18 protein-coding genes are annotated in these 20,642 nt (G+C 72.5%); 11 read left to right on the top strand and 7 right to left on the bottom strand.

What is annotated here, in order from left to right; genetic code table 11:
- Nucleotides 1-2 precede the first annotated feature (2 nt).
- Nucleotides 3-1,217, top strand: coding sequence for an MFS transporter (locus tag AB0H75_RS23975; RefSeq protein ID WP_367799551.1), 1,215 nt, complete (start codon nt 3-5; stop codon nt 1,215-1,217).
- Between the two features lie 31 nt (nt 1,218-1,248).
- Nucleotides 1,249-2,124, top strand: a complete 876-nt coding sequence (locus tag AB0H75_RS23970; RefSeq protein WP_367799549.1) for a DUF72 domain-containing protein — start codon at nt 1,249-1,251, stop codon at nt 2,122-2,124.
- Between the two features lie 21 nt (nt 2,125-2,145).
- On the opposite strand, the gene AB0H75_RS23965 is transcribed toward AB0H75_RS23970, so the two are convergent.
- Nucleotides 2,146-3,219 (bottom strand): PLP-dependent cysteine synthase family protein, encoded by a 1,074-nt coding sequence (locus AB0H75_RS23965; protein ID WP_367799547.1) that lies wholly within the window; start codon nt 3,217-3,219, stop codon nt 2,146-2,148.
- Between the two features lie 265 nt (nt 3,220-3,484).
- Here AB0H75_RS23965 and AB0H75_RS23960 point away from each other — a divergent pair, with 265 nt between their 5' ends.
- On the top strand, nt 3,485-4,069 hold the full coding sequence (locus AB0H75_RS23960; protein WP_367799545.1) for a sigma-70 family RNA polymerase sigma factor: 585 nt from the start codon (nt 3,485-3,487) through the stop codon (nt 4,067-4,069).
- A 5-nt stretch (nt 4,070-4,074) separates the two neighbouring features.
- On the opposite strand, the gene AB0H75_RS23955 is transcribed toward AB0H75_RS23960, so the two are convergent.
- Together AB0H75_RS23955 and AB0H75_RS23950 are read right to left on the bottom strand one after the other, a co-directional pair.
- Entirely contained in the window at nt 4,075-4,968 is an 894-nt protein-coding gene (locus tag AB0H75_RS23955) for an anti-sigma factor RsbA family regulatory protein (protein WP_367799543.1), read from the bottom strand.
- 79 nt (nt 4,969-5,047) lie between these two features.
- On the bottom strand, nt 5,048-5,881 hold the full coding sequence (locus AB0H75_RS23950; RefSeq protein ID WP_367799541.1) for an EamA family transporter: 834 nt from the start codon (nt 5,879-5,881) through the stop codon (nt 5,048-5,050).
- An 89-nt stretch (nt 5,882-5,970) separates the two neighbouring features.
- On the opposite strand from AB0H75_RS23950, the gene AB0H75_RS23945 reads away from it, so the two are divergent.
- From AB0H75_RS23945 to AB0H75_RS23930, 4 genes are all read left to right on the top strand, one after another.
- Nucleotides 5,971-6,546, top strand: a complete 576-nt coding sequence (locus AB0H75_RS23945; protein ID WP_367799539.1) for a helix-turn-helix domain-containing protein — start codon at nt 5,971-5,973, stop codon at nt 6,544-6,546.
- A gap of 119 nt (nt 6,547-6,665) precedes the next feature.
- Nucleotides 6,666-6,971, top strand: a complete 306-nt coding sequence (locus tag AB0H75_RS23940) for a hypothetical protein (protein WP_367799537.1) — start codon at nt 6,666-6,668, stop codon at nt 6,969-6,971.
- 35 nt (nt 6,972-7,006) lie between these two features.
- Nucleotides 7,007-7,810 carry a polysaccharide deacetylase family protein gene (locus tag AB0H75_RS23935; RefSeq protein ID WP_367799535.1) on the top strand — a complete coding sequence of 268 codons (804 nt, stop codon included), beginning with the start codon at nt 7,007-7,009 and terminating at the stop codon, nt 7,808-7,810.
- Nucleotides 7,811-7,859: 49 nt separating this feature from the next.
- A complete protein-coding gene (locus tag AB0H75_RS23930) occupies nt 7,860-8,510 on the top strand; it encodes a DUF2461 domain-containing protein (RefSeq protein WP_367799533.1) in 651 nt (216 codons plus the stop codon).
- Nucleotides 8,511-8,532: 22 nt separating this feature from the next.
- Here AB0H75_RS23930 and AB0H75_RS23925 read toward each other — a convergent pair whose 3' ends face one another.
- The 3 genes from AB0H75_RS23925 to AB0H75_RS23915 all read right to left on the bottom strand — a co-directional run bounded on the left by AB0H75_RS23925 (nt 8,533) and on the right by AB0H75_RS23915 (nt 13,770).
- Nucleotides 8,533-11,043 carry a hypothetical protein gene (locus AB0H75_RS23925; protein WP_367799531.1) on the bottom strand — a complete coding sequence of 837 codons (2,511 nt, stop codon included), beginning with the start codon at nt 11,041-11,043 and terminating at the stop codon, nt 8,533-8,535.
- 236 nt (nt 11,044-11,279) lie between these two features.
- On the bottom strand, nt 11,280-13,130 hold the full coding sequence (gene typA / locus AB0H75_RS23920) for a translational GTPase TypA (protein ID WP_367799529.1): 1,851 nt from the start codon (nt 13,128-13,130) through the stop codon (nt 11,280-11,282).
- A gap of 49 nt (nt 13,131-13,179) precedes the next feature.
- Complete coding sequence (locus AB0H75_RS23915) at nt 13,180-13,770, bottom strand: TetR/AcrR family transcriptional regulator (RefSeq protein WP_367799527.1); 591 nt, start codon at nt 13,768-13,770, stop codon at nt 13,180-13,182.
- A 119-nt stretch (nt 13,771-13,889) separates the two neighbouring features.
- Between AB0H75_RS23915 and AB0H75_RS23910 the strand changes: the two genes are divergently transcribed.
- From AB0H75_RS23910 to AB0H75_RS23895, 4 genes are read left to right on the top strand one after another with little or no spacing between them, the layout of a single operon-like run.
- On the top strand, nt 13,890-14,633 hold the full coding sequence (locus AB0H75_RS23910) for an AMP-binding protein (RefSeq protein ID WP_367799525.1): 744 nt from the start codon (nt 13,890-13,892) through the stop codon (nt 14,631-14,633).
- A gap of 51 nt (nt 14,634-14,684) precedes the next feature.
- Nucleotides 14,685-17,741 carry a LuxR C-terminal-related transcriptional regulator gene (locus AB0H75_RS23905; RefSeq protein ID WP_367799523.1) on the top strand — a complete coding sequence of 1,019 codons (3,057 nt, stop codon included), beginning with the start codon at nt 14,685-14,687 and terminating at the stop codon, nt 17,739-17,741.
- Nucleotides 17,742-17,797: 56 nt separating this feature from the next.
- Nucleotides 17,798-18,211, top strand: a complete 414-nt coding sequence (locus AB0H75_RS23900; protein ID WP_367799521.1) for an AMP-binding protein — start codon at nt 17,798-17,800, stop codon at nt 18,209-18,211.
- Between the two features lie 43 nt (nt 18,212-18,254).
- Nucleotides 18,255-19,007: an alpha/beta hydrolase gene (locus AB0H75_RS23895; protein WP_367799519.1), complete on the top strand. Its 753-nt coding sequence runs from the start codon at nt 18,255-18,257 to the stop codon at nt 19,005-19,007.
- Between the two features lie 194 nt (nt 19,008-19,201).
- On the opposite strand, the gene AB0H75_RS23890 is transcribed toward AB0H75_RS23895, so the two are convergent.
- Nucleotides 19,202-20,635, bottom strand: a complete 1,434-nt coding sequence (locus AB0H75_RS23890) for an aldehyde dehydrogenase (protein WP_367799517.1) — start codon at nt 20,633-20,635, stop codon at nt 19,202-19,204.
- Nucleotides 20,636-20,642: the final 7 nt, after the last annotated feature.

Genomic DNA, 20,642 nt, shown 5'->3' with positions numbered 1-20,642 from the left:
CGGTGGGCGCCCGGTACTGGCTCCTGCTGAGCGCGTTCCTCGGCTCGTCGCTCGGCACCTGGATCTACCGGCTGGCCCTGCCCCTGCTGGTGTACGACCTGACCGGCTCCGCCCTCGGCACCGGCCTGGTCTACGTCATGGAGTACCTGCCGTACCTGGCGCTCGGCATGGTCGGCGGCGTGCTCGCGGACCGGCTGGACCGGCGGCGGCTGCTCGTGGCGGGCGACCTGGCCGCCGGTGCGATCACCGTGCTGCTGGGGGTCCTGGTCACGGCCGGGGTGGGGCGGCTGTGGCCGCTGTACGCGGTGGCGTTCCTGCTGGCCTGCGTGGAGCCGCTCTACCAGCCCGCGTTCCGCTCGATCGTGCCCGCCCTGGTGCCCGTGGAACGGCTGCCGCAGGCCAACGCCCGGCTGCACGTCGGCGAGCACGCGGTCAACCTGGTCGGACCGGTGGCGGGCGGCGCGATCGTGGTCGGCCTCGGCTACCAGGCGGCGGTCTACGCCGACGCCGCGACGTTCCTGGTGTCGGCGCTGCTGATCGCGCTGATCAGGACGGCTCCCCAGCCGCCGGGCCCGCGCGCCAGGATCGTGGCGGACGTGCGCGAGGGCCTGGCCTTCCTGGCGTGCGGCGACAGGATCGTGCTGACCACCGCGCTGTACGCGCTGGCCTGCAACTTCGGCGTCTGGCTGCTGCTGGCCGGGCTGGTGTACTACCTCAGCTCCTACCACGGGTTCACGCCGGGCGAGATCGGCGTCGTCTACGCCTTCCAGGGCGCGGGGGCGGTGCTCGGGGCGTGGCTGGGCAGCCGGCTGATCCGTACGGTCGCGCCCGTGCGGCTGATCTGCTGGGCCATCGCGGCCGGCGGGGTGTCGATGCTGGCGATGGTGGCCGCGCGCGGCCCGGTGGCGATCGGGCTGGCCTGGATGGGGCAGTTCGCGGCGGCCGGGACCTCCGTCGTGGCGACCGCGACCGTGCGCCAGCGCCTCATCCCCGATCACCTGCTGGGCAGGGTGCTGGGCACGGCCCGGATGATCGCGTTCCTGTCCATCCCGCTCGCCTCGATCGCGGCCGGGGCGTTCGAGTCACGGGTGCGTGACGCGTACGCGCTGATGGCCGCCGCCGGGGTGAGCTGGCTGGCCGTCGCGGCGGCGGTGGCGCGCTCGCCGTTGCGCCGGGTCCGGCTGCCGGAGCTGGGCCGGAGCGGGAGCCCGAGGTGAGAGCGCGCGCTCGCGGGGTACGGGGCGCGGCATGGGCAAGATCCTCGTCGGCACCGCGTCGTGGACGGACAAGTCGCTGCTCGACTCCGGCTGGTACCCGCCGGAGGCGCGCACCCCCGAGACCAGGCTGGCCTACTACGCGAGCCGGTTCCCGCTGGTCGAGGTGGACGCGACGTACTACCATCCGCCGGCGCGGCGCACCGCCGAGCTGTGGTGCGCCCGCACGCCCGCCGGGTTCACCTTCAACGTCAAGGCGTTCTCCCTGCTCACCCAGCACCCGACCCGGCCGGCCGCGCTCCACAAGGACTTACGGGAGGCGCTCGGCGGCGACCCGAAACGCCCCCGCTACCAGCGGGACCTGCCGCCGGAGATCGTCGAGGAGGTGTGGGACCGGTTCCTGAGCGCGCTGGCGCCGCTGCACGAGGCGGGCAAGCTGGGCGCGCTGCTGTTCCAGTTCCCGCCCTGGTTCCCGCCGGGGGAGGGCAGCCGCCGCTACCTGGTGCGCTGCCGGGACCGGTGCCGGCCGATGCGGATCTGCGTCGAGTTCCGCAACGCCGCCTGGATGGACGCCGAGCACCGCGCCGGCACGCTGGACTTCCTCGCCGCGCACGACCTGCCGTACGTGTGCGTGGACATGCCGCAGGGGCACCCGTCCTCCGTGCCGCCCGTGCTCGCCGCCACCTCCGACCTCGCCGTCGTCCGGCTGCACGGCCACTCGGAGAAGTGGACGAGCCGGATCATCGAGGAGCGGTTCGGCTACCTGTACGACGAGGAGGAGCTGCGCTCGTGGGCGACGCGGATCGCGGAGCTGTCCGGCCGGGCGGAGACCACGCACGTGATCACCAACAACTGCTGCGCCGACAACTCCCAGCGCAACGCCGCCCGGCTGGCGGAGCTACTGGCGTAGCCGAGCCACCGGCCCGGCGCGCTACTGGGCCAGCCAGGCACGCAGCTCGGCGAGGTGGGGCCGGAGGTCGAGCGACTGCGCGGCGAGCCAGGCCGGGTCGCCGTAGGTGCCCTTGTAGCGGTCGCCGCTGTCGCAGATGAGGGTGACGACGCTGCCGCGCTCGCCCGCCCGGCGCATCTCGTCGATGAGCTGCACGCAGGCGGCCATGTTGGTGCCCGTGGAGCCGCCGACGTCCAGGCCGGTGACCTCGCGGGTCCAGTGCATGGCGGCGATGGAGCGGGCGTCGGGCACCGCGATCATGCGGTCGATGACGGACGGCTGGAACGACGGCTCCACGCGCGGCCGGCCGATGCCCTCGATGCGGGAGCCGGGCGCGGTGACCGTGCTGTCGCCGGTGGTCCAGCTCCGGTAGAAGGCCGAGCCCTCGGGGTCGGCCACGGCCAGGCGCGTGGGGTGGCGGCGGTAGCGGATGTAGCGGCCGATGGTCGAGGACGTGCCGCCGGTGCCGGCGCCCACGACGATCCAGGCCGGCTCGGGGTGGGGCTCCATCGCCATCTGGGAATAGATGGACTCGGCGATGTTGTTGTTCCCACGCCAGTCGGTCGCCCGCTCCGCGTAGGTGAACTGGTCCATGAAGTGGCCCCCGGTCTCGGCGGCCAGCCGGTGAGATTCGTCATAGATCGCGGCGGGATCGGCCACGAGATGACACTTGCCGCCGTAGAACTCGATGAGGTGGATCTTCTCCGGCGAGGTGGCGGCGGGCATCACCGCGATGAAGGGCAGCCCGAGCAGCCTGGCGAAATAGGCCTCGCTCACCGCCGTGGAGCCGCTGGACGCCTCGACGATCGTGGTGGTGGGCCCGATCCAGCCGTTGGCCAGCCCGTAGAGGAACAACGAGCGGGCGAGCCGATGTTTGAGTGAACCCGTGGGGTGCACGGACTCGTCTTTCAAGTAGAGGTTTACTCCCCAGTGCGAGGGCAGCGGAAAGACGTGAAGGTGTGTATCGCAACTCCGGTTGGCGTCGGCCTCCACCTTGAGTATGGCCTCCGCCACCCACCGGCGCGTCCCCAGGTCGGAACGGTCTTCGAAGAACATGTACCTACGCTATCGCCTGTGACTCTTACCACTATTCGTGCGATATCGGGTAGGTAGTGTTATGATATCGAGACTTGTCCGGCCGTGGACGTGACCACGCACGCCGCGAGCAGATGGACGGAAACCCCTTATGACCAATGCGGTTCTGACCAGAGCGGATCCTCGCTAACGCGTCCCTTAACCGGGACTTGCCAAGATAGGACCGTCGGCAGGCGGCCATTGCCGAAACGGGGGAAAGCGCAAGGGGGAATGAATTTTGATCACTATGACCGATGAGCAACGCCAGGATTGGTTCGAGCGCGACGTCGTGCCCGTGACGTCGCAGCTGTTCGCCTCCGCCATGCGCTTGACCCGCAACACCGCCGACGCGGAGGACCTGGTGCAGGAGACGGTGGCCAAGGCGTACACGTCCTACCACCAGTTCCGCGAGGGCACCAACCTCAAGGCCTGGCTGCACCGCATCCTCACCAACAACTTCATCAACGACTACCGCAAGAAGCAGCGCTCGCCCAAGCTCTCCGCCGCCGACGAGATCGAGGACTGGCAGCTGCACGCGGCCGAGTCGCACAGCTCCACCGGGCTGCGTTCGGCCGAGACCGAGGCGCTCGACCAGCTGCCCGACAGCGTCGTGATGAACGCCCTGCGATCCCTGCCCGAGGACTTCCGGGTGGCCGTCTACCTGGCCGACGTGGAGGGCTTCGCCTACAAGGAGATCGCCGAGCGCATGGGCACGCCCATCGGCACCGTGATGTCCCGCCTGCACCGGGGCCGCCGCCAGCTCCGCGGCATGCTGGAGGACTACGCCCGCGAGGAGGGCGCGATCCGCGTCCCCGACCAGCGCGCGGCCTGAGCGGCCTAAGCGGGCCTCAGGCCCAGGTGGAGGCGGACGCGCAGCACGCCGCCCTCCGCGCGCAGCTCCACCAGGTCGCAGAGCTGCCTGCTGATCCAGAGCCCGTATCCCCTGGGGGACTCGGGCTCGGGTGGTATGTAGCCGGGTAAGGGGTCGTCCAGCGCGCCGCCGGAGTCGGCGATCTCGCAGACCAGCTCCCCGCCGGCGTTCCACATGGTGATCGTGCCGTGCCCGGCACCGTGCTCGACGCTGTTCGCGGCGATCTCCGAGACGCTGATGACCAGCGAGGTGACCAGGCTGTGGTCCATGCCGGCCGCGCGGGCCCACTCGCCCACGCGCCGGCGCAGCGGCTTCAGCTCGCGGGCGGTGAAGTCGATGGTCAGCGCGCCGGGCCCCGGCGCCGGCAGCGGCGCGCGGTCGCCGTTCAGCACCAGGTCCTGGGGCTGGACGAACCGGGTGCTCGGCGCCTCGCCGGTGCCGCCGAGCAGCAGCGGATGGCTGATCTCGCTGTAGTCCAGGACGGCGGGCGGGACGACGCGCAGGTCGTACGGGCAGAGCATGACCACCGAGCAGCGCAGGAGCGCCGCGTTGAGCACCGACTCGTAGCGGATCAGCTCCCTGAGCTCGCGCTCGCTGCGGCCCTGCCAGACGGGCTCGCCGACGACCAGCGTGCGGCGGTCGTGGGCGTACTCGTGGTAGGCGGCCAGCGCCCGGTAGGGGTGCCCGTACCAGGAGGCCGGGCGGCAGTCGAGGCGCGCGGCGTCGCGGCCGAGCGCGTCGGTCAGCAGGCCCAGCTTGGCCTCGCAGATGACGGCCAGCACCCGCCGGCCCTCGGTGAGCGCGGCCCGTACGCGCGGCACGATGAGACGGACAAAGGCGTCATCAGAGTCGTACGGCACGCCGACGTGCCTCAGACCCTCGCCATTGATCCGTGCCCGGTCGGGCCGCACGGGCGAAACGTAACAAGCCCCGCCGGGACTACGCAACGGCTATCAGGGCGACCGCGCCGAGCGCGCATGCCACGCCCGCCACCTGGACGCCGTTGAGCCGCTCGCCGAGCACCTGCCTCGCCAGCAGCAGCGTGCTGGCCGGGTAGAGCGAGACGAGCACGGCCACCAGACTGAGCAGCCCCTGCCGCTGCGCCAGCAGGTAGAGGACGTTGGCCACCATGTCGAGCACGCCCGCCGCCACGATCACCCGCAGCGTGCCCGCCCGCGGCCGCAGTGCCCGCCCGGTGGCGAGGGCCACCGCCGTGACCGCCGCCACCGACGACAGGCGGGCCCCGACCAGCGGCCACAGGCCCGCGTCCCGCGGGGCCAGGGCGAGCAGGATGAAGAAGCCGCCGAACCCGGCCCCGGCGAGCAGCGCCGCCGCCAGCCCGCCGGACGCGCCGCGCCCGCCGGCCGAGCGGTCCTGGCTGACCAGCAGCACCGAGCCCAGCGCCAGCACCACGCCCACCAGCGCCCAGAACTGCGGCCGCTCGCCCGTGGCCAGCCCGAACAACACCGGCAGCGCCGCCGAGGTCACCGCCGTGGCCGGCGCGACCACCGACATGACGCCCGTGGCGAGGGCCCGGTAGAACAGCGCCAGCCCGGCCGCGCCCGACAGCCCGGCGGCGAGCCCCCACAGCAGCGCGGGGCCGCCGGGCGCGCCCGGCAGCGCCGGCATCAGGACGAGGACCAGCGCCAGCCCGGCGAGCTGCGAGAGCACGACGACCGAGAGGACCTGGGTGCGCCGGGTGGCCAGGCCGCCGAAGAAGTCCGCCGTTCCGTACACCACCGCGCACGCGGTCGCCAGGATCACCGCGGTCATCGCCGCTCCTTCCGGTTCACTGCATTGCACATCTAGTACAACATATTGGGTGCAATGGAGTGTAACCACTTGTCACTAGACTGCACCACATGGAAGATCCCGAGCTCATCAACCAGGCCATCGCCAACAACGTCCGCTACCAGCGCTCCCATCGGGGCCTGACGCTGGACCAGCTGGCGGCCCGGTCGGGCGTGAGCCGGGGGATGCTCGTCCAGGTCGAGCAGGGCCGGACGAACCCGAGCGTGTCCACCCTCACCCGCATCGCCTCCGCGCTCGGCGTCACCGTGGCCCGGCTGGTCGAGGTCGCCGACGTGCCGATGGTGCGCATCGTGGAGAAGGCCGACGTGGTCACCTTCACCCAGGACGAGGTCCGGGCCCGGCTGCTCGTCGGCGCCGACTCGCCGATGATCCTGGAGCTGTGGGACTGGCACATCGGCCCCGGCCGGCACCACGACGGCGACGCCCACCCGCCCGGCACCCGCGAGATGGTGACCGTCCTGGAGGGCGAGCTGACCCTCACCGTGTACGGCAGGACCCACGTGATCGGCAAGGACGACGCCGTGCTGTTCACCGCCGACCGCCCCCACCGCTACGCCAACCGCGGCCCCGGTGAGCTGCGCATCATCATGGTCGTCGCCGAGCCGCGCGCGCCGCATGACCAATAACGTCGAACGCCTTCCTTATCACGCGACGGAGTTTCATGATTACTCCATGTCTTGGACGGCGGTTGCCCCTTGCTGGGTACATCCCTGGGTGTGCGGCGAGACGTCGGCGGGGGTGGCGTGTGAGTGAAGCCCGAGCGGCTACGGAGAAGCTGCACCTGGAGCTTCATGGTCTGGGCGTCACCAGCGCGTACGAACTGGGCGACGGCGAGACCGTCTGCGTATGGATCGGGCTGGTCGTCCGTTACCGGGATGGTTTTTACCGATGGCAGGAAGGACTGGTGAAACGTCGGCATCTGGGTACGGATCCGGTCGGATGTGCCATACGCGTGGCGCGCCGCCACAAGGAACTGCAGGCCGATGTCCCACTCTGGTGGGACGACCTGGTCAGGGAGCTGCGGGGGACGCCGGCCCAGGACTATCCATGATGTGAGCCCCCCGTTCGCGGCCTATGGGGGGAATCATGCGCGTCTGGGTCATGCCGCTGGCCCTGCTCGCCCTGGCGGTCTGCGTCACCCAGTCGGTGGCGCAGCGGCACGCGGCCAGGGCGCCGCAGGTCGTGCCGATGCGGGCGGCGCAGGTCGATCCCGGCCAGCTCGCCAGGCGGCTGGCGGACCAGCAGCCCGGCTGGCCCCGTAGCCGCAGGTTCGACTGCGCGCGGATCAAGTGCGTGGCCCTGACCTTCGACGACGGGCCCGGCGAGCACACCGGCCGGCTGCTGGACCTGCTCGCGCAGCGGCACGTCCGGGCGACCTTCTTCGTCATCGGCGAGATGGTGGCCGCCGACCGGGACGGGCGGCTCGTGCGGCGCATCGCCCAGGAGGGCCACGAGCTCGGCAACCACTCCTGGAGCCATCCGGCGCTGGCCGCGCTGTCGGAGGAGGGGGTCCGGCGCGAGCTGCGGCAGACCGGCGACCTCGTGCAGCGGCTCACCGGGGTGCGGATGCGGCTCATGCGGCCGCCGTACGGGGCCACCGACGCCCAGGTGGCGGCGGAGGCCCGCCGCGAGGGGCTGGCGCAGATCCTCTGGAGCCTCGACACCCTGGACTGGCGCGACCGCGTCACCGCGACCGTGGCCCGGCGGGCCGAGACGGCCACGCCCGGCGCGATCGTCCTCATGCACGACGTCCACCGCACGACCGTGGACGCCGTGCCCCAGGTGCTCGACACGCTGGCCCGCAAGGGGTTCACCTTCGTCACGGTCTCCGAGCTGTACGGCCGCGCGCTCGTGCCGGGCCGGGAGTACCTGGAACGCGACCCCCGCTGAACGAGGGCCGGAGCGCCGTCCTGTCGGTGCCGCGTGGCACTCTTGCGGCATGGGTTTCACCGGCTTCCCCGACGAGGCGTTCCTGTTCTACGAGGGCCTCGAGGCGGACAACTCCAAGTCCTACTTCGCCCACCACAAGCGGTTCTACGAGGACGCCGTCCGGGCGCCCATGCTGGCGCTCACCGACGAGCTGGCCGCCGAGTTCGGGCCCGCCCACCTGTTCCGGCCGCACCGGGACGTGCGCTTCGCCAGGGACAAGTCGCCTTACAAGACGCACCAGGGGGCCTTCGCCGAGCGCCTGCCCGGCATCGGGCTCTACGTCGAGATCAGCGCGCGGGGCCTGTTCGTCGCGGGCGGCTGCTACACCCAGGCCGCCGACCAGGTGGCCCGCTACCGCGCCGCGGTCGACGAAGACCTGTCGGGCAAGCCCCTGGCGGCGGTCACCGAGGCGCTGGCCGCCGCCGGCTACACGCTGGGGGGCGAGCGGCTGAAGACCCGCCCGCGCGGCTTCGACGACGACCATCCCCGCATCGAGCTGCTGCGCCACAAGTCCCTGCACGCGGGCGCGCGCTTCGACCCCGAGCCCTGGCTGTCCACCCCCGAGGTCCGCCCCCGGGTGGCGCGCGCCTGGCGCGACTTCGCCCCGCTGGTCGACTGGCTCTGCGCCCACGTGCGGGGCAGCGAGCTGCCGCGCCGGTGACGCCGGCCGGGCGCCGCCGGGGTCAGGGCTGGCCGCTCGACACCTGGTCGCCCTTGAGGATGTGGTCCACGGTGGTGCCGGCCGCCGACGTCACCGCCGTCGTGCCCACCGCCAGCGCCAGGGCCAGGGTCGGTGCCGCCAGGCTGCGGACGCTGCGCAGGTTGCGCACCCGGGCCCACGGCTCGTCGGCCAGGTGCATGATCCGCCACTCCCAGAACAACCCGAGGCCGATGCACACCAGCGTCCCCTGGCCCACCACGATGCCGAGCACCTGGGCCTTGTCCCACGCGCCGATGTCGGGCTCGGCCAGCGTCGACAGATAGCCCGACAGCTCGGTGAGCAGGGCGGCGGCGGTCAGGTGCAGGGCCTTGGTCATCGGCTGCGTGCCGCGTACGCGCGGGTAGAAGTAGCCGAACAGGAAGCCGAAGGCGGGCAGGGTGAGCAGGTAGCGGGCGTCGAAGAGCCAGGTGGTCAGGTCCACGCCCTCCGGCAGGCCGTACACGATGGTGAAGGGCAGGCTCAGCAGCAGGCCGACGGTGAAGGCGTGCACGCCGTTGTGCCAGGGCGTGCAGCCGGCCGCCGTGGCGAAGGCCGTCTCCGGATGGCGGCCGTGCTGGTGCAGCGCCGCCTCCAGGGCGTGGCGCCGCTGGTCGAACTCGGCCATCGACATGTCGCCCGAGCCGAGCCGCAGGCGCCCGACCCTGTACAACTCCTGCTCGGCCACCAGCAGCAGCCGCTTGTGGATGGCCGCCCTGACGAGCTGGCGGTGCTGCTCCTGGGTGGTGGGCTCGACGACCGCCACGTGCGGCCCGGTGAGCAGCCAGCGGGCGGTGGCCCAGGCCACGATCGAGGTGATCGCCAGCAGCGGCAGCGGCACGTTGATGTCGGCCAGCGTCGTGATGCCGCTCGGCGTGATGTAGAGCACCATCAGCACGGCGATCATGGTGGACTCGGCGACCGGGCTGTCCACCGCCGCGAGCTGCCCGCCGAGCCGCCGCAGCCGCAGCACCAGCATCACGAACCCGAGCAGCAGCAGCCCCAGCACCCCGCGCACGATCGGGTCCAGCCGCAGGAAGCCGACCGACGGCACCGCCTGCGGCACGGCCAGGCTCCACGAGCCCGTGTCCAGCCACTCGGTCGGCCAGCCCTGCACCAGCAGGCTGACCAGCACCGCGACCACCACCGCGCCGCGGCTCCACTGCTTGGTCGCCACCGCCACGGCGCCGATCGGGATCATGGCCCAGCCCAGGGCCAGCACCAGGCGGGTGCTGTCGGGCGGGTAGACCCCGGCCAGCAGCGCCCGCAGCCACAGCGCCAGCGCCAGCAGCCCGATCGCGGCCTCGGCCGACAGCACGGCCAGCCGCACGATCACCGGCCTGACGCCGAGGTCCACGCTGAACCCCACCGCCGCCCCGGCCGCCGCCAGCGCCGCCACCGCCCCGCCGGCCAGCAGCACCGGGCCGGCCAGCTCCTGGTGCAGCCACGACCAGATGAGCATGCCGAGACCGACCACCACGCCGAGCCCGGTCACCACGAGCAGGTCGCGGGTGTTCCACGGCGGGCTGGTGGGCAGCACGCGGCCGGCGTAGCGCAGGACGAGCGCGGGCACGGCCACGAAGAGCACCACGTACGTCACCGCCGACCAGTCGTCGGCCACCAGCGGGATCACCAGCGTGGGCGCGGTCAGCGCCAGTCCGATCACCAGCTCCTTGTTGGGCAGCCGGCGCCACCAGCCGCGGCCCAGCGAGCGCAGCAGGAAGACCAGCAGCACGACCGCGGTCAGCACGCCGAGCGCGGTGGCCCAGGAGAAGTCCTTCTCCCGCGCCACGTCGGGGAAGCCGTAGGACTCCGGTGCCAGCGTCAGGGCCACCGGGTACGCGCCGATGGCGAACTGCAGCCAGTCCGCCTGCTCCCGCATCGGCGTGATGCCCTCCTGGCTCAGCACGGTCCACGCGCCGGGCAGCACGGCGATCGTGCGGCGTTCCACGATCAGCGGGAAGGCGTTCGGGGCCTCGAAGCCGAGCGTGAGCAGCGCGTCCTTGCCGACCTGGCGCAGCAGCGTGACGGTGAAGACGGCCGTGGTGCCCGTGGCGTCGGTGTCGAGGATCGGCGCCAGGCGCGTGGTGGGGGCCAGGCCGGGCCCGTCCACCTTGACCGCGCCGAAGACCGCGTCGGTGACCTGCTGGAGCGTGCCGGGGAACCCGCCGCCCTGGCGCAGCGCCCCGAGCAGCGGGTCCGTGGGCGCCATCCGCAGGGTGTGGACGACGGTCACCTTGATCTGGCGCTGCCGGGGGTCGAGCCGCCCGGCGGGCACCGACGTCAGGTCGGCGTCAACGGCGCGGGAGAGCAGCACCTCCGTGCTCGCCTTGCGGGCCGAGTTCGCGGCCGCGTCGGCGCGGCCGGCGGCGCTCACCCACGGGTTGGGCGCCGCCGTGTCGGGCGGCACCACGGGCGCCGCCACCGGCCGGGCCGCGACGGTGCACCAGACGATCGCCCCCAACGACACCAGCGCCAGCCCGAATGCGATTGCCATCCGGAGCTTTCCCACAAATTGGATACTTCTCCGGCAAAACGCCTTGTTCTATCTCGAAAAGCGTCACGGTGTGATTACAGCTATTCCCATGACAACGTTTCTTTACAACGTGACACGGGAGATCCCACGGGCCGCACCCAGGCGGGCCGTGGGATCCTTACTCGCGATGATTACCGGAATTCGGCGCTTTGTTGGGGCAGGGCGAAGGCCGATTCACCGGCGGGCCGGAGGCCGGCTCAGGCGCGCTTGGCGCGGGCCGCGGCGCGCCCGCGGGCGGCCGCGTCGAGCACGACCTTGCGGATGCGCACGGCCTCGGGGGTGATCTCCACGCACTCGTCCTCGCGGATGAACTCCAGGGCCTGCTCCAGCGACAACACGCGCGGCGGGATCAGCTTCTCCGTCTCCTCGGAGGTCGAGGAGCGCATGTTGGTGAGCTTCTTCTCCTTGGTGATGTTGACGTCCATGTCGTCGGAGCGGGAGTTCTCGCCGACGATCATGCCTTCGTAGACCTCGGTGCCGGGGGAGACGAACAGCGTGCCGCGCTCCTGCAGGTTGAGCATCGCGAACGCGGTGACCGGGCCGGAGCGGTCGGCCACCAGCGAGCCGCTGGCGCGGGTGCGCAGCTCGCCGAACCACGGCTCGTAGGAGTCGAACACGTGGTGGACCAGGCCGGTGCCGCGGGTCTCGGTCAGGAACTCGGTGCGGAAGCCGATCAGGCCGCGCGCCGGCACCACGAACTCCATGCGGATCCAGCCGGTGCCGTGGTTGGTCATGTGCTCCATGCGGCCCTTGCGCACCGCCAGGAGCTGCGTGACCGCGCCGAGGTAGTCCTCCGGGCAGTCGACCGTCAGCCGCTCGACCGGCTCGTGCACCTTGCCGTCGATCTCCTTGGTGACCACCTGCGGCTTGCCGACGGTCAGCTCATAGCCCTCGCGGCGCATCTGCTCGACCAGGACGGCCAGCGCCAGCTCGCCGCGGCCCTGCACCTCCCAGGCGTCGGGCCGGTCGGTCGGCAGCACCCGCAGCGAGACGTTGCCGATCAGCTCGCGCTCCAGGCGGTCCTTCACCATGCGGGCGGTGACCTTGGAGCCCTTGGCCTTGCCCACCAGGGGCGAGGTGTTGGTGCCGATGGTCATCGAGATGGCCGGCTCGTCCACCGTGATCAGCGGCAGCGGGCGCGGGTCCTCGGGGTCGGCCAGCGTCTCGCCGATCATGATGTCGGGGATGCCGGCGATGGCGATGATGTCGCCGGGGCCCGCCTCCTCGGCCGGCTTGCGCTCCAGCGCCTCCGTCATCAGCAGCTCGGTGATCTTGACGCGCTGGATCGAGCCGTCGGTGCGGCACCAGGCCACCTGCTGGCCCTTGCGCATGCGGCCCTGGTGGATCCGGCACAGCGCGATGCGGCCGAGGTAGGAGGAGGCGTCGAGGTTGGTGACGTGGGCCTGCAGCGGGGCGCTCGGGTCGTACGTGGGCGCCGGGATGGTCGACTTGATGATGTCGAACAGCGGCTCCAGGTCCTCGGAGTCGGGCATGCCGCCGTCCTCGGGACGGTTCATCGAGGCCCGGCCGGCCTTCGCCGAGGCGTAGACGATCGGGAAGTCGATCTGCTCCTCGGTCGCGTCGAGGTCCATGAACAGCTCGTAGACCTCGTCGACGACCTCCCTGATGCGGGCGTCGGGGCGGTCGACCTTGTTGATGCAGAGGATGACCGGCATCTTCGCGGCCAGGGCCTTGCGCAGCACGAAGCGGGTCTGCGGCAGCGGACCCTCCGAGGCGTCGACCAGCAGGACCACGCCGTCGACCATCGACAGGCCGCGCTCGACCTCGCCGCCGAAGTCGGCGTGGCCCGGCGTGTCGATGATGTTGATGGTCATGCCGCCGTGCTGGACGGCGGTGTTCTTCGCGAGAATGGTGATGCCCTTCTCGCGCTCCAGATCGTTGGAGTCCATGACGCGGTCGTCGACGTCCTGGTTGGCGCGGAATGCCCCGGACTGCCAGAGCATGGCGTCGACCAGCGTGGTCTTGCCATGGTCGACGTGCGCGATGATCGCGATGTTCCGCAGGTCGTCGCGGCTGTTCAAAGGCATGATGACGTCTCGCTCTGTGTCGTGGGGGCCGCCGCGCGAAGTCGCGACCTCATAAGTCTAGTTGATCCCTCTCGGTGGACAGGAGCGGTACCAGATGACGGCGGGCGTAGGCGCGGGCGTCCGCGGCGTCGCGCAGCGGGATCGCGCTGTCAGGAGTCAGGACGAACGACAGCGCGACGCGCACGTACGTCTCCGCCAACGCCTCCGCCTCCGCGCTCCCCGCGCCGCCCCCCGCTGGACCGGCCAGCCGCTCGGCCAGGTAGCGCCTGGCCACCGCCACGTAGGGCCCCGCCTCCACGGTGAGCTGCGGCAGGATCGTCTCGGGCTCGGTGGCCAGCAGCCGGGTGAGCAGCGGATGCGCCCGCACCAGCCGCAGCGTGAGCGCGAACCCCTCCACCACCCGCTCCGCCGTCGTCGGCAGCGGGGCCAGCTCCTGCTCGAACGCCCGCAGGAACCGGCGCAGCTCCCGCTGCAGGACCGCCTCGATCAGCTCGCCCTTCCTGGCGAAGCGCCGGTAGACGGTGACCCTGGACAGGCCCGCCCTCCTCGCCACGTCGTCCATGGTCAACCGGCGCAGGCCCTGCTCCAGCATCCCCTCGTAGGCGGCGTCGAGGACGCGCCGCAGGGAGTCGTCCCGCATGGATCAAGGGTAGGTGTGTGGGGACGTACACCACATGTATGGGTACCGGATCGCACCTACATACCGGGTTGCACATTTGTGCGCATGGCAAGCGCAGCCCCGGTACCTAGATTGACGACATGACGTGGACAGAGCTGGTTACGGCGTCGGCGCCGACGAAGGGCGATGAGCCGGCGGTGAGCGACGTCAGGACCGGCGAGGTGCTGTCGTACGCCGCGTTCGTGCGGCGGGTGACGCGGGCCGCGGCGGGGCTGCGCCGCCACGGTCTCCAGTACGGCGACCAGGTGCTCGTCGACGTGCCGCTCGGGGCGTCCCTGCCGGTCGCCGTCCACTCCGTGGCCTGGGCGGGCGGCATCGCGGTGCTCGGCAGCACCGGCAAGGCGCGCATGATGATCACCCACGGTCATCCCGGCACGGCGGCCGCCGACGTCCAGCAGGTCTTCTCCTTCCACCCGGCGCCCGGCGCCCGGCCGTTCGGCGAGCTGCTGGGCGCCGGCACCGTGGAGTTCGGGCCGCTGGCCGGGCCGGCCGTCACGCTCGACGGCGTGCGCCTGTTCGACCACATCGAGCTGGCCGGCGACCTGCGGCGGCTGGCCGCGCGGCTGGTGATCGGCAAGGAGGACGTCGTCATCAACGCCGTCAGCGAGCCCTTCCGGGGGCTGCGGGTCATCGATTTAGCCATGATGGCCGGCGCCCACGTCGTGATCGCCCACGAGCCGAGCGTCATCGGCTGCCGCGTGCTGGCCCAGGAGCGCCGGGCCACGATGGTCGTCGCTCCGTACGATCTGGCCAAGCGGCTGCTCGGCGATCCCATCCTGCGAGTCGTCGACGAGAGGGCGGTCGTGAGTTCCCTCGGCTTGTAAAAGTGCGACACTGTGGGAGAGTGTGATCCTTCCGCGACGCAGGGTGACCACATGGCAGAGCCCCCCAGGCACAACCTTCCAGCAGAGCCCAACCGGTTCGTAGGCCGCGAGCGTGACCTCGACGACCTGCGCGGGTTGTTCGGCCGCACCCGGGTCGTGACCCTCTGCGGGGTCGGCGGCATCGGCAAGACCCGGCTGGCGCTGCAGGTCGCGGCCGGGCTGCTGCCCGCCTACCCCGACGGCGTCTGGCTGGTCGAGCTGGCCAGGCTCGGCCGGGGCGAGCTGATCGTCCCGGAGATCGCCCGCGTGCTGCGGGTGCGTGAGGAGGCCAACCGGTCGCTGCTCGACACCGTGACCGCCCGGCTGCGCGAGCTGTGCTGCCTGCTGCTGCTCGACAACTGCGAGCACCTCGTGGACGACTGTGCCGAGGTGGCCGCCGGGCTGGTGGCGGCCTGCCCGCGGCTGAGCGTCCTGGCCACCAGCCGCGAGCCGCTGCGCATCGCCAGCGAGCTGATCTGGCGGGTGCCACCGCTCGACCTCCCCGACCCCGACGCCCTCACGCCCGACCACGGATGGTCCGTTCCGTCCTACGGTGGCCCGGGCTCCGGCGAGCGCCCGTACGAGACCGGAGCGGCGGGTGAGGGGGGGATCCCGCTCGGCGCGGCGCCGTCCGGGGACGCGCCGCTTCACGAGACGTTGTTCGGCGGCGCGCCGCCCGGCGAGGCGCCGGCCGGAGGGGGGCCACCTGGCGGCGTGCCGCGCCACGAGCTGCCGCCGAGCGACATGCCACCAGGTGAGCCGCCCCCTGGCGGAGGGTCTTCCGGCGAGCCGTCCGGCGGGCCGTCCTCGGACGAGATGCCGTTCGGGGAGGTGCCGCCCGGCGGGGTGGCGTTCGAAGGGGTGCCGCTTCACGAGACGCCGTACCGGGACCTGCCGCTCAGGGACCTGCCGCACCGGGACCTGCCGTACCGGGACGGGCCCTCCAGGGACGCGTCCTCCCGGGACGTGCCGCACCAGGACGCCCCGTACCGGGACGCGCCATACCGGGACGCGCCGTACCGGGACGCGTTGTCCGGGGAGGTGCCGTCCGGGGACGGGTCTCCGGGCGGGGTGCCGGGAATGTCCGGGGCGCCGGGGGTCTCCGGGCCGGAGGCGCCGGGCGAGGAGGCGCCGGGGCGCGTGCGTTGCGGGGTCGTCGAGGCCGAGTCGGTGCAGCTCTTCCTGGAGCGCGCCGTGGCGGCCGGCACCCGGCTGGGCGCCGACAGCCTGCCCGACGTGGTGCGCCTGTGCCGGGCGCTGGACGGGCTGCCGCTCGCCCTGGAGCTGGCCGCGGCCCGTACGAGCCTGCTCAGCCCCGGCCAGATCGCCGACCGCATCGACGACCGCTTCTCCCTGCTCACCACGGGCGGCCGCACCGCCCCCGCCCGCCAGCGCACGCTCCTCGCGGCCGTCGAGTGGAGCTACGACCTGCTGTCGCCGAAGGAGCAGGTGCTGCTACGGCGGCTGTCGGTGTTCGCCGGGGCCTTCGACCTCGACCTGGCCGAGCAGGTGTGCGCCGGCCGGCCCATCGCCGGCACGGAGATCGTCGACCTGCTCGGCGGCCTGGTCGACAAGTCGCTCGTGTTGTGCGACGAGGGCCGCACCCGCTACTGGCTGCTGGAGACCATCAGGCGGTACGCGCTGGAGCGGCTGCGGCAGACCGGCGAGCGCGAGGCCCTGCGCGAGCGGCACCTCGGCGTCATGTGCGCGTTGCAGCAGCGCCACTTCGCCACCGAGCTGGTCGCCCCCGGCCTGCCGTGGCCGGAGCGGCTGCGGGCGCTGGCCGCCAGCAAGAGCCTGCTCGACGACCAGCGGGCGGCGCTCGACTGGGCCGTCGAGTCCGGCAACGTCCCGCTGGGCCTGCGGCTGTGCACCATCAACACGGGCCTGCTGCCGCTGGGCGGCAACCCGGCGGAGATCGTCGGCTGGATCGAGCGGCTGCTGTCGCTCGACCTGTCGGCGGTGCCCGCGGAGCAGCTCGCGCACGCCAAGGCGTACCTCGCCTACGGGCTGGAGGCGCGCGACGAGCTGAGCCGGTCGCTGGAGGTGGCCGAGGAGAGCCTGGCGGGCATGGCGGCCGACAACGTGTTCCCGCGCTGCGTCATGCACAGCCTCATCGTCGTGGTGCTGCTGCGGATGGGCCGCGTCGACGAGGCGCTGCGGCACGCCGAGGAGGGCCTGGCCGTCGCCACGCGCTCGGGCGACGCCTGGAACCAGGCGGCGGGGCTGGCCGGGCTGTCGGCGGTGGCGCTGACCCGGGGCCGGCTGCGGGAGGCGCAGCGGCACGGCGAGGAGGCCCTGGCGCGGGCCTGCGAGCACGGCCACCGCTGGATCATGGCCCGCGCCGCCGCCCAGCTCGGCGCGGTCGCCGAGGCCCGCGGCGACCTGGTGACGGCCAAGGCCCGCTACGAGATGGCCGTCCCCTGGCTGCGCGAGCTGGGCAGCGACATCGACCTGGCCCGCTGCCTGGCGAGGATCGGCCGGGTGGCGGCGATGCTGCACGAGTTCGCCGTCGCGCGCGAGCGCCTGGCCGCCAGCCTCGCGCTGAGCCGCGACACCGGCCAGCGCCAGGGCGTGGCGCGCTGCCTGGTGGGGCTGTCGGTGCTGGCGGAGTGCGAGGGCGACCTGGAGGGCGCGGTGCTGGCGGCGGCCGCGGCGGCCGCGCTGCGCGAGTCCATCGGCCAGCACCACGCCACGACCCGCATCGAGGAGCTGCTGGGCCGGGCCCGCAACAAGCTCGGCGACGGCCGGGCCGCGGCGCTGTGGTCGCGCGGCCGGGCCATGAGCCTCGACGACGCCGTCCGCCACGTCCTGGAGGGGGAGCGGCAGTCCCGGCAGTCGCCGGTGCCGGCCGAGCCGGTGCGCCGTTCCCTGCTGACCGCCCGCGAGCAGGAGATCGCCGGTCTGCTCACCCGTGGCCTGTCCAACCGGGCCATCGCGGAGGAGCTGGTCATCAGCCCCGCCACAGTGGCCCGACATATCGCCAACATCATGGAGAAACTCGGCTATACCTCGCGTGCCCAGATCGCGGTGTGGGCGGCCGAGCAAGCCTCGGGCTCTTCTGCATAAGGATCTGCATATTCCGCCCCATGTACGCACGAGACGCCCTCCCTACGGTGGTCACCATGGATGAGCGCTACGTCATCGTGGACTCGGACACCGGTCTGAAGCTCACGGAGGAGCAGCTCGACGAGAGGTCAGCCGTCGCGATCGTCGAGCTGCGGCGGCGCGGCGTGCGGGTGGGTGACACCGTGCTCATCTGCCTGCCCGTCGGGCCCGACCTGCTGGTGGCGACCGACGCGGTGATCGCCGCCGGCGGCGTGGCCTGGCCGGTCCCGGCCGACCTCGGCGCCGACACGCTCAGGGAGCGCATCCAGGCCAGCCGGGCCCGCGTGCTGATCTCCGATTTACCGCAGGCGATCGAGGCGGCCGAGGAGTCACGGGTGCGCATCGTGATGGGCGTGGCCGACCTGAGCGCGCTGCACGTGCCCGGGGCCGATCCTGAGGCCCCGCCGGAGGGCGGGCCCGCGAACGACTGAGCCGGGCGCGGGCCGGATCCGGGGCACGCCTAGGCTCGTGTCCATGCCTTTCGCGCCCAACTACCCCGTCATGCTCAGGACCGAGGACGGGGTCCGCATCGACGCCGCCCACACGCCGTCCGCCCGCACCGACCTCGGGATCGTCGTGGCGCACGGCTTCACCGGCTCGTGGCGCGAGCGCACGGCCCGCCGCATCGTGCACGTGCTCAGCGGCTACGGCGGCGTGATCGCCTTCGACTTCCGCGGCCACGGCCGCTCGGGCGGCGAGACCACCGTGGGCGACCTGGAGATCCTGGACGTGGAGGCGGCCGTCCGGCACGCCCGCGCGATCGGCTACCGGAAGGTGGCGGTGGTCGGCTTCTCGATGGGCGCGGCGGTGGCGGTGCGCCACGCGGGCCTGCGCGGGGGCGTGGACGCCGTGGTGGCGGTGAGCGGCCCCGCCCGCTGGTACTACCGGGGCACCCGGCCGATGCGCCAGGTCCACTGGGCGATCGAGCGGCCCGTCGGGCGGCTCGCGGCGCGCGTGGCCAAGCGCACCAGGATCAGGAACGCCGAGTGGGACCCGGTCCCGATGCCGCCCCACGAGGCCGCCGCGCTCATCGCGCCCACCCCGCTGCTGATCGTCCACGGGGACGCCGACGCGTTCTTCCCCCTGGATCACGCCCACCAGCTCTACGCCGGCGCGCGCGAGCCCAAGGAGCTGTGGATCGAGCCCGGTTACGGCCACGCGGAGTCCGCCGCGACCCCCGATCTCGTCCGCCGGATCGGTAAGTGGATCTCCTCGAACTTTTCGTGAGTAATACACGTCGTACTGAGGCGTATGGAAGGAAACCGCCGGGAGAAAGTCCCTGGGGAAGGAAACCGTCTATGCGGTGGACGTGGGACATACTGCAGTAGCCAGGCGGTTGCCCAGCGTCGCGGGGGCGCGCTGGGTGGCCTTCGGCACGGCGAGGGCCCCGCACCCGCGTGCGGGGCCCTCGCGCCGGGGGCTCAGCCCAGGCGGGAGATGCTCTTGTACTCCAGGTAGCCGCTCAGGCCCTCCGGGCCCAGCTCGCGGCCGATGCCGCTGGCCTTGAACCCGCCGAAGGGCGTGTTGGCGCCCAGCATGTAGCAGTTGACGCCGTAGGTGCCGGTGCGGACCTGGCGGGCGATCTCCATGCCGCGCTCGGTGTCGGCGGTCCAGACGGTGCCGGCCAGGCCGTAGTCGCTGTCGTTGGCGATGCGGACGGCGTCGGCCTCGTCCTCGTACGGGATCACCGCCAGGACCGGCCCGAAGATCTCCTCGCGGGCGATGCGCATGTCGTTGCTGACGCCGGAGAAGACGGTGGGGGCGACGTACCAGCCGCGGTCGCGGGGCCGGTCGAGCCCGCCGACGACGACCTTGGCGCCCTCGTCCATGCCGATCCTGATGTAGCCCTCGACGCGCTCCTGCTGCCGCTTGGCGACCAGCGGGCCGATGCCGGTGGCGGGGTCGGCGGGGTCGCCGACGGGCTGGGAGGCGACCATGCCGGCGACGGCGTCCACGACCTCGTCGTAGCGGTTGCGGGAGGCCAGGATGCGGGTCTGCGCCACGCAGGCCTGGCCGTTGTTCATGAGCGAGGCCATGGACAGGAAGCCCATGCTGGAGGCGAGGTCGGCGTCGTCCAGGACGATGGCGGCGGACTTGCCGCCCAGCTCCAGGCTGACCCGCTTGAGCTGCTCGCCGCAGATGGCGGCGATGCGGCGGCCGGCGGCGGTCGAGCCGGTGAAGGCGACCTTGTCCACGCCGGGGTGGGAGACCAGGTGCTCGCCGGCCTCGCGCCCGGCGGGCACGATGTTGAGCACGCCGGCCGGCACGCCCGCCTCGGCGACCCACTCGGCCAGCAGGTACGCGTCCAGCGGCGTCTCGGGAGCCGGCTTGAGCACCACGGTGCAGCCGGCGAGCAGGGCGGGCGCCAGCTTCGTCATCGTGACGAACTGGGGCACGTTCCACGGCACGACGGCGGCCACGACGCCCACCGGCTCGCGCCGCACGACGACCGGGCCGAACAGGCCGGGCCGCTCCTCCTCCTGCTCGAACGTCCTGCCCAGCTCGGCGTAGTACTGGAGCATGCTGAGCGGCTGCGGCGCCTGCGCGAGGTTGGAGAAGGTGATGGGCGAGCCCATCTCCTCGGTGATGAGCTGGGCCATCTCGGCCTGCCGCTCGTTGTAGATGGCGGCCAGCCGGTCGATGACCGCGGCCCGCTCGGCGAAGGTCATGCGGGGCCACGGCCCGTGGTCGAACGCCTCGCGGGCGGCCGCCACCGCCCGGTCCATGTCGGCGGCGGTGCCGTCCGGCACGCGGCCCACGACCTCCTCGGTGTGCGGCGAGACGACGTCTATGGTCCCGGTGCCCGCGGGGGCCACCCATTCGCCCCCGATGAACAGCGTGTCGTGCTGGCGCATGTCGTGA

Origin of the sequence: Nonomuraea sp. NPDC050783, from assembly GCF_040802095.1 — a bacterium.
Lineage (GTDB): Bacteria > Actinomycetota > Actinomycetes > Streptosporangiales > Streptosporangiaceae > Nonomuraea.
This window is presented reverse-complemented; position numbering and strand designations above follow the sequence as displayed.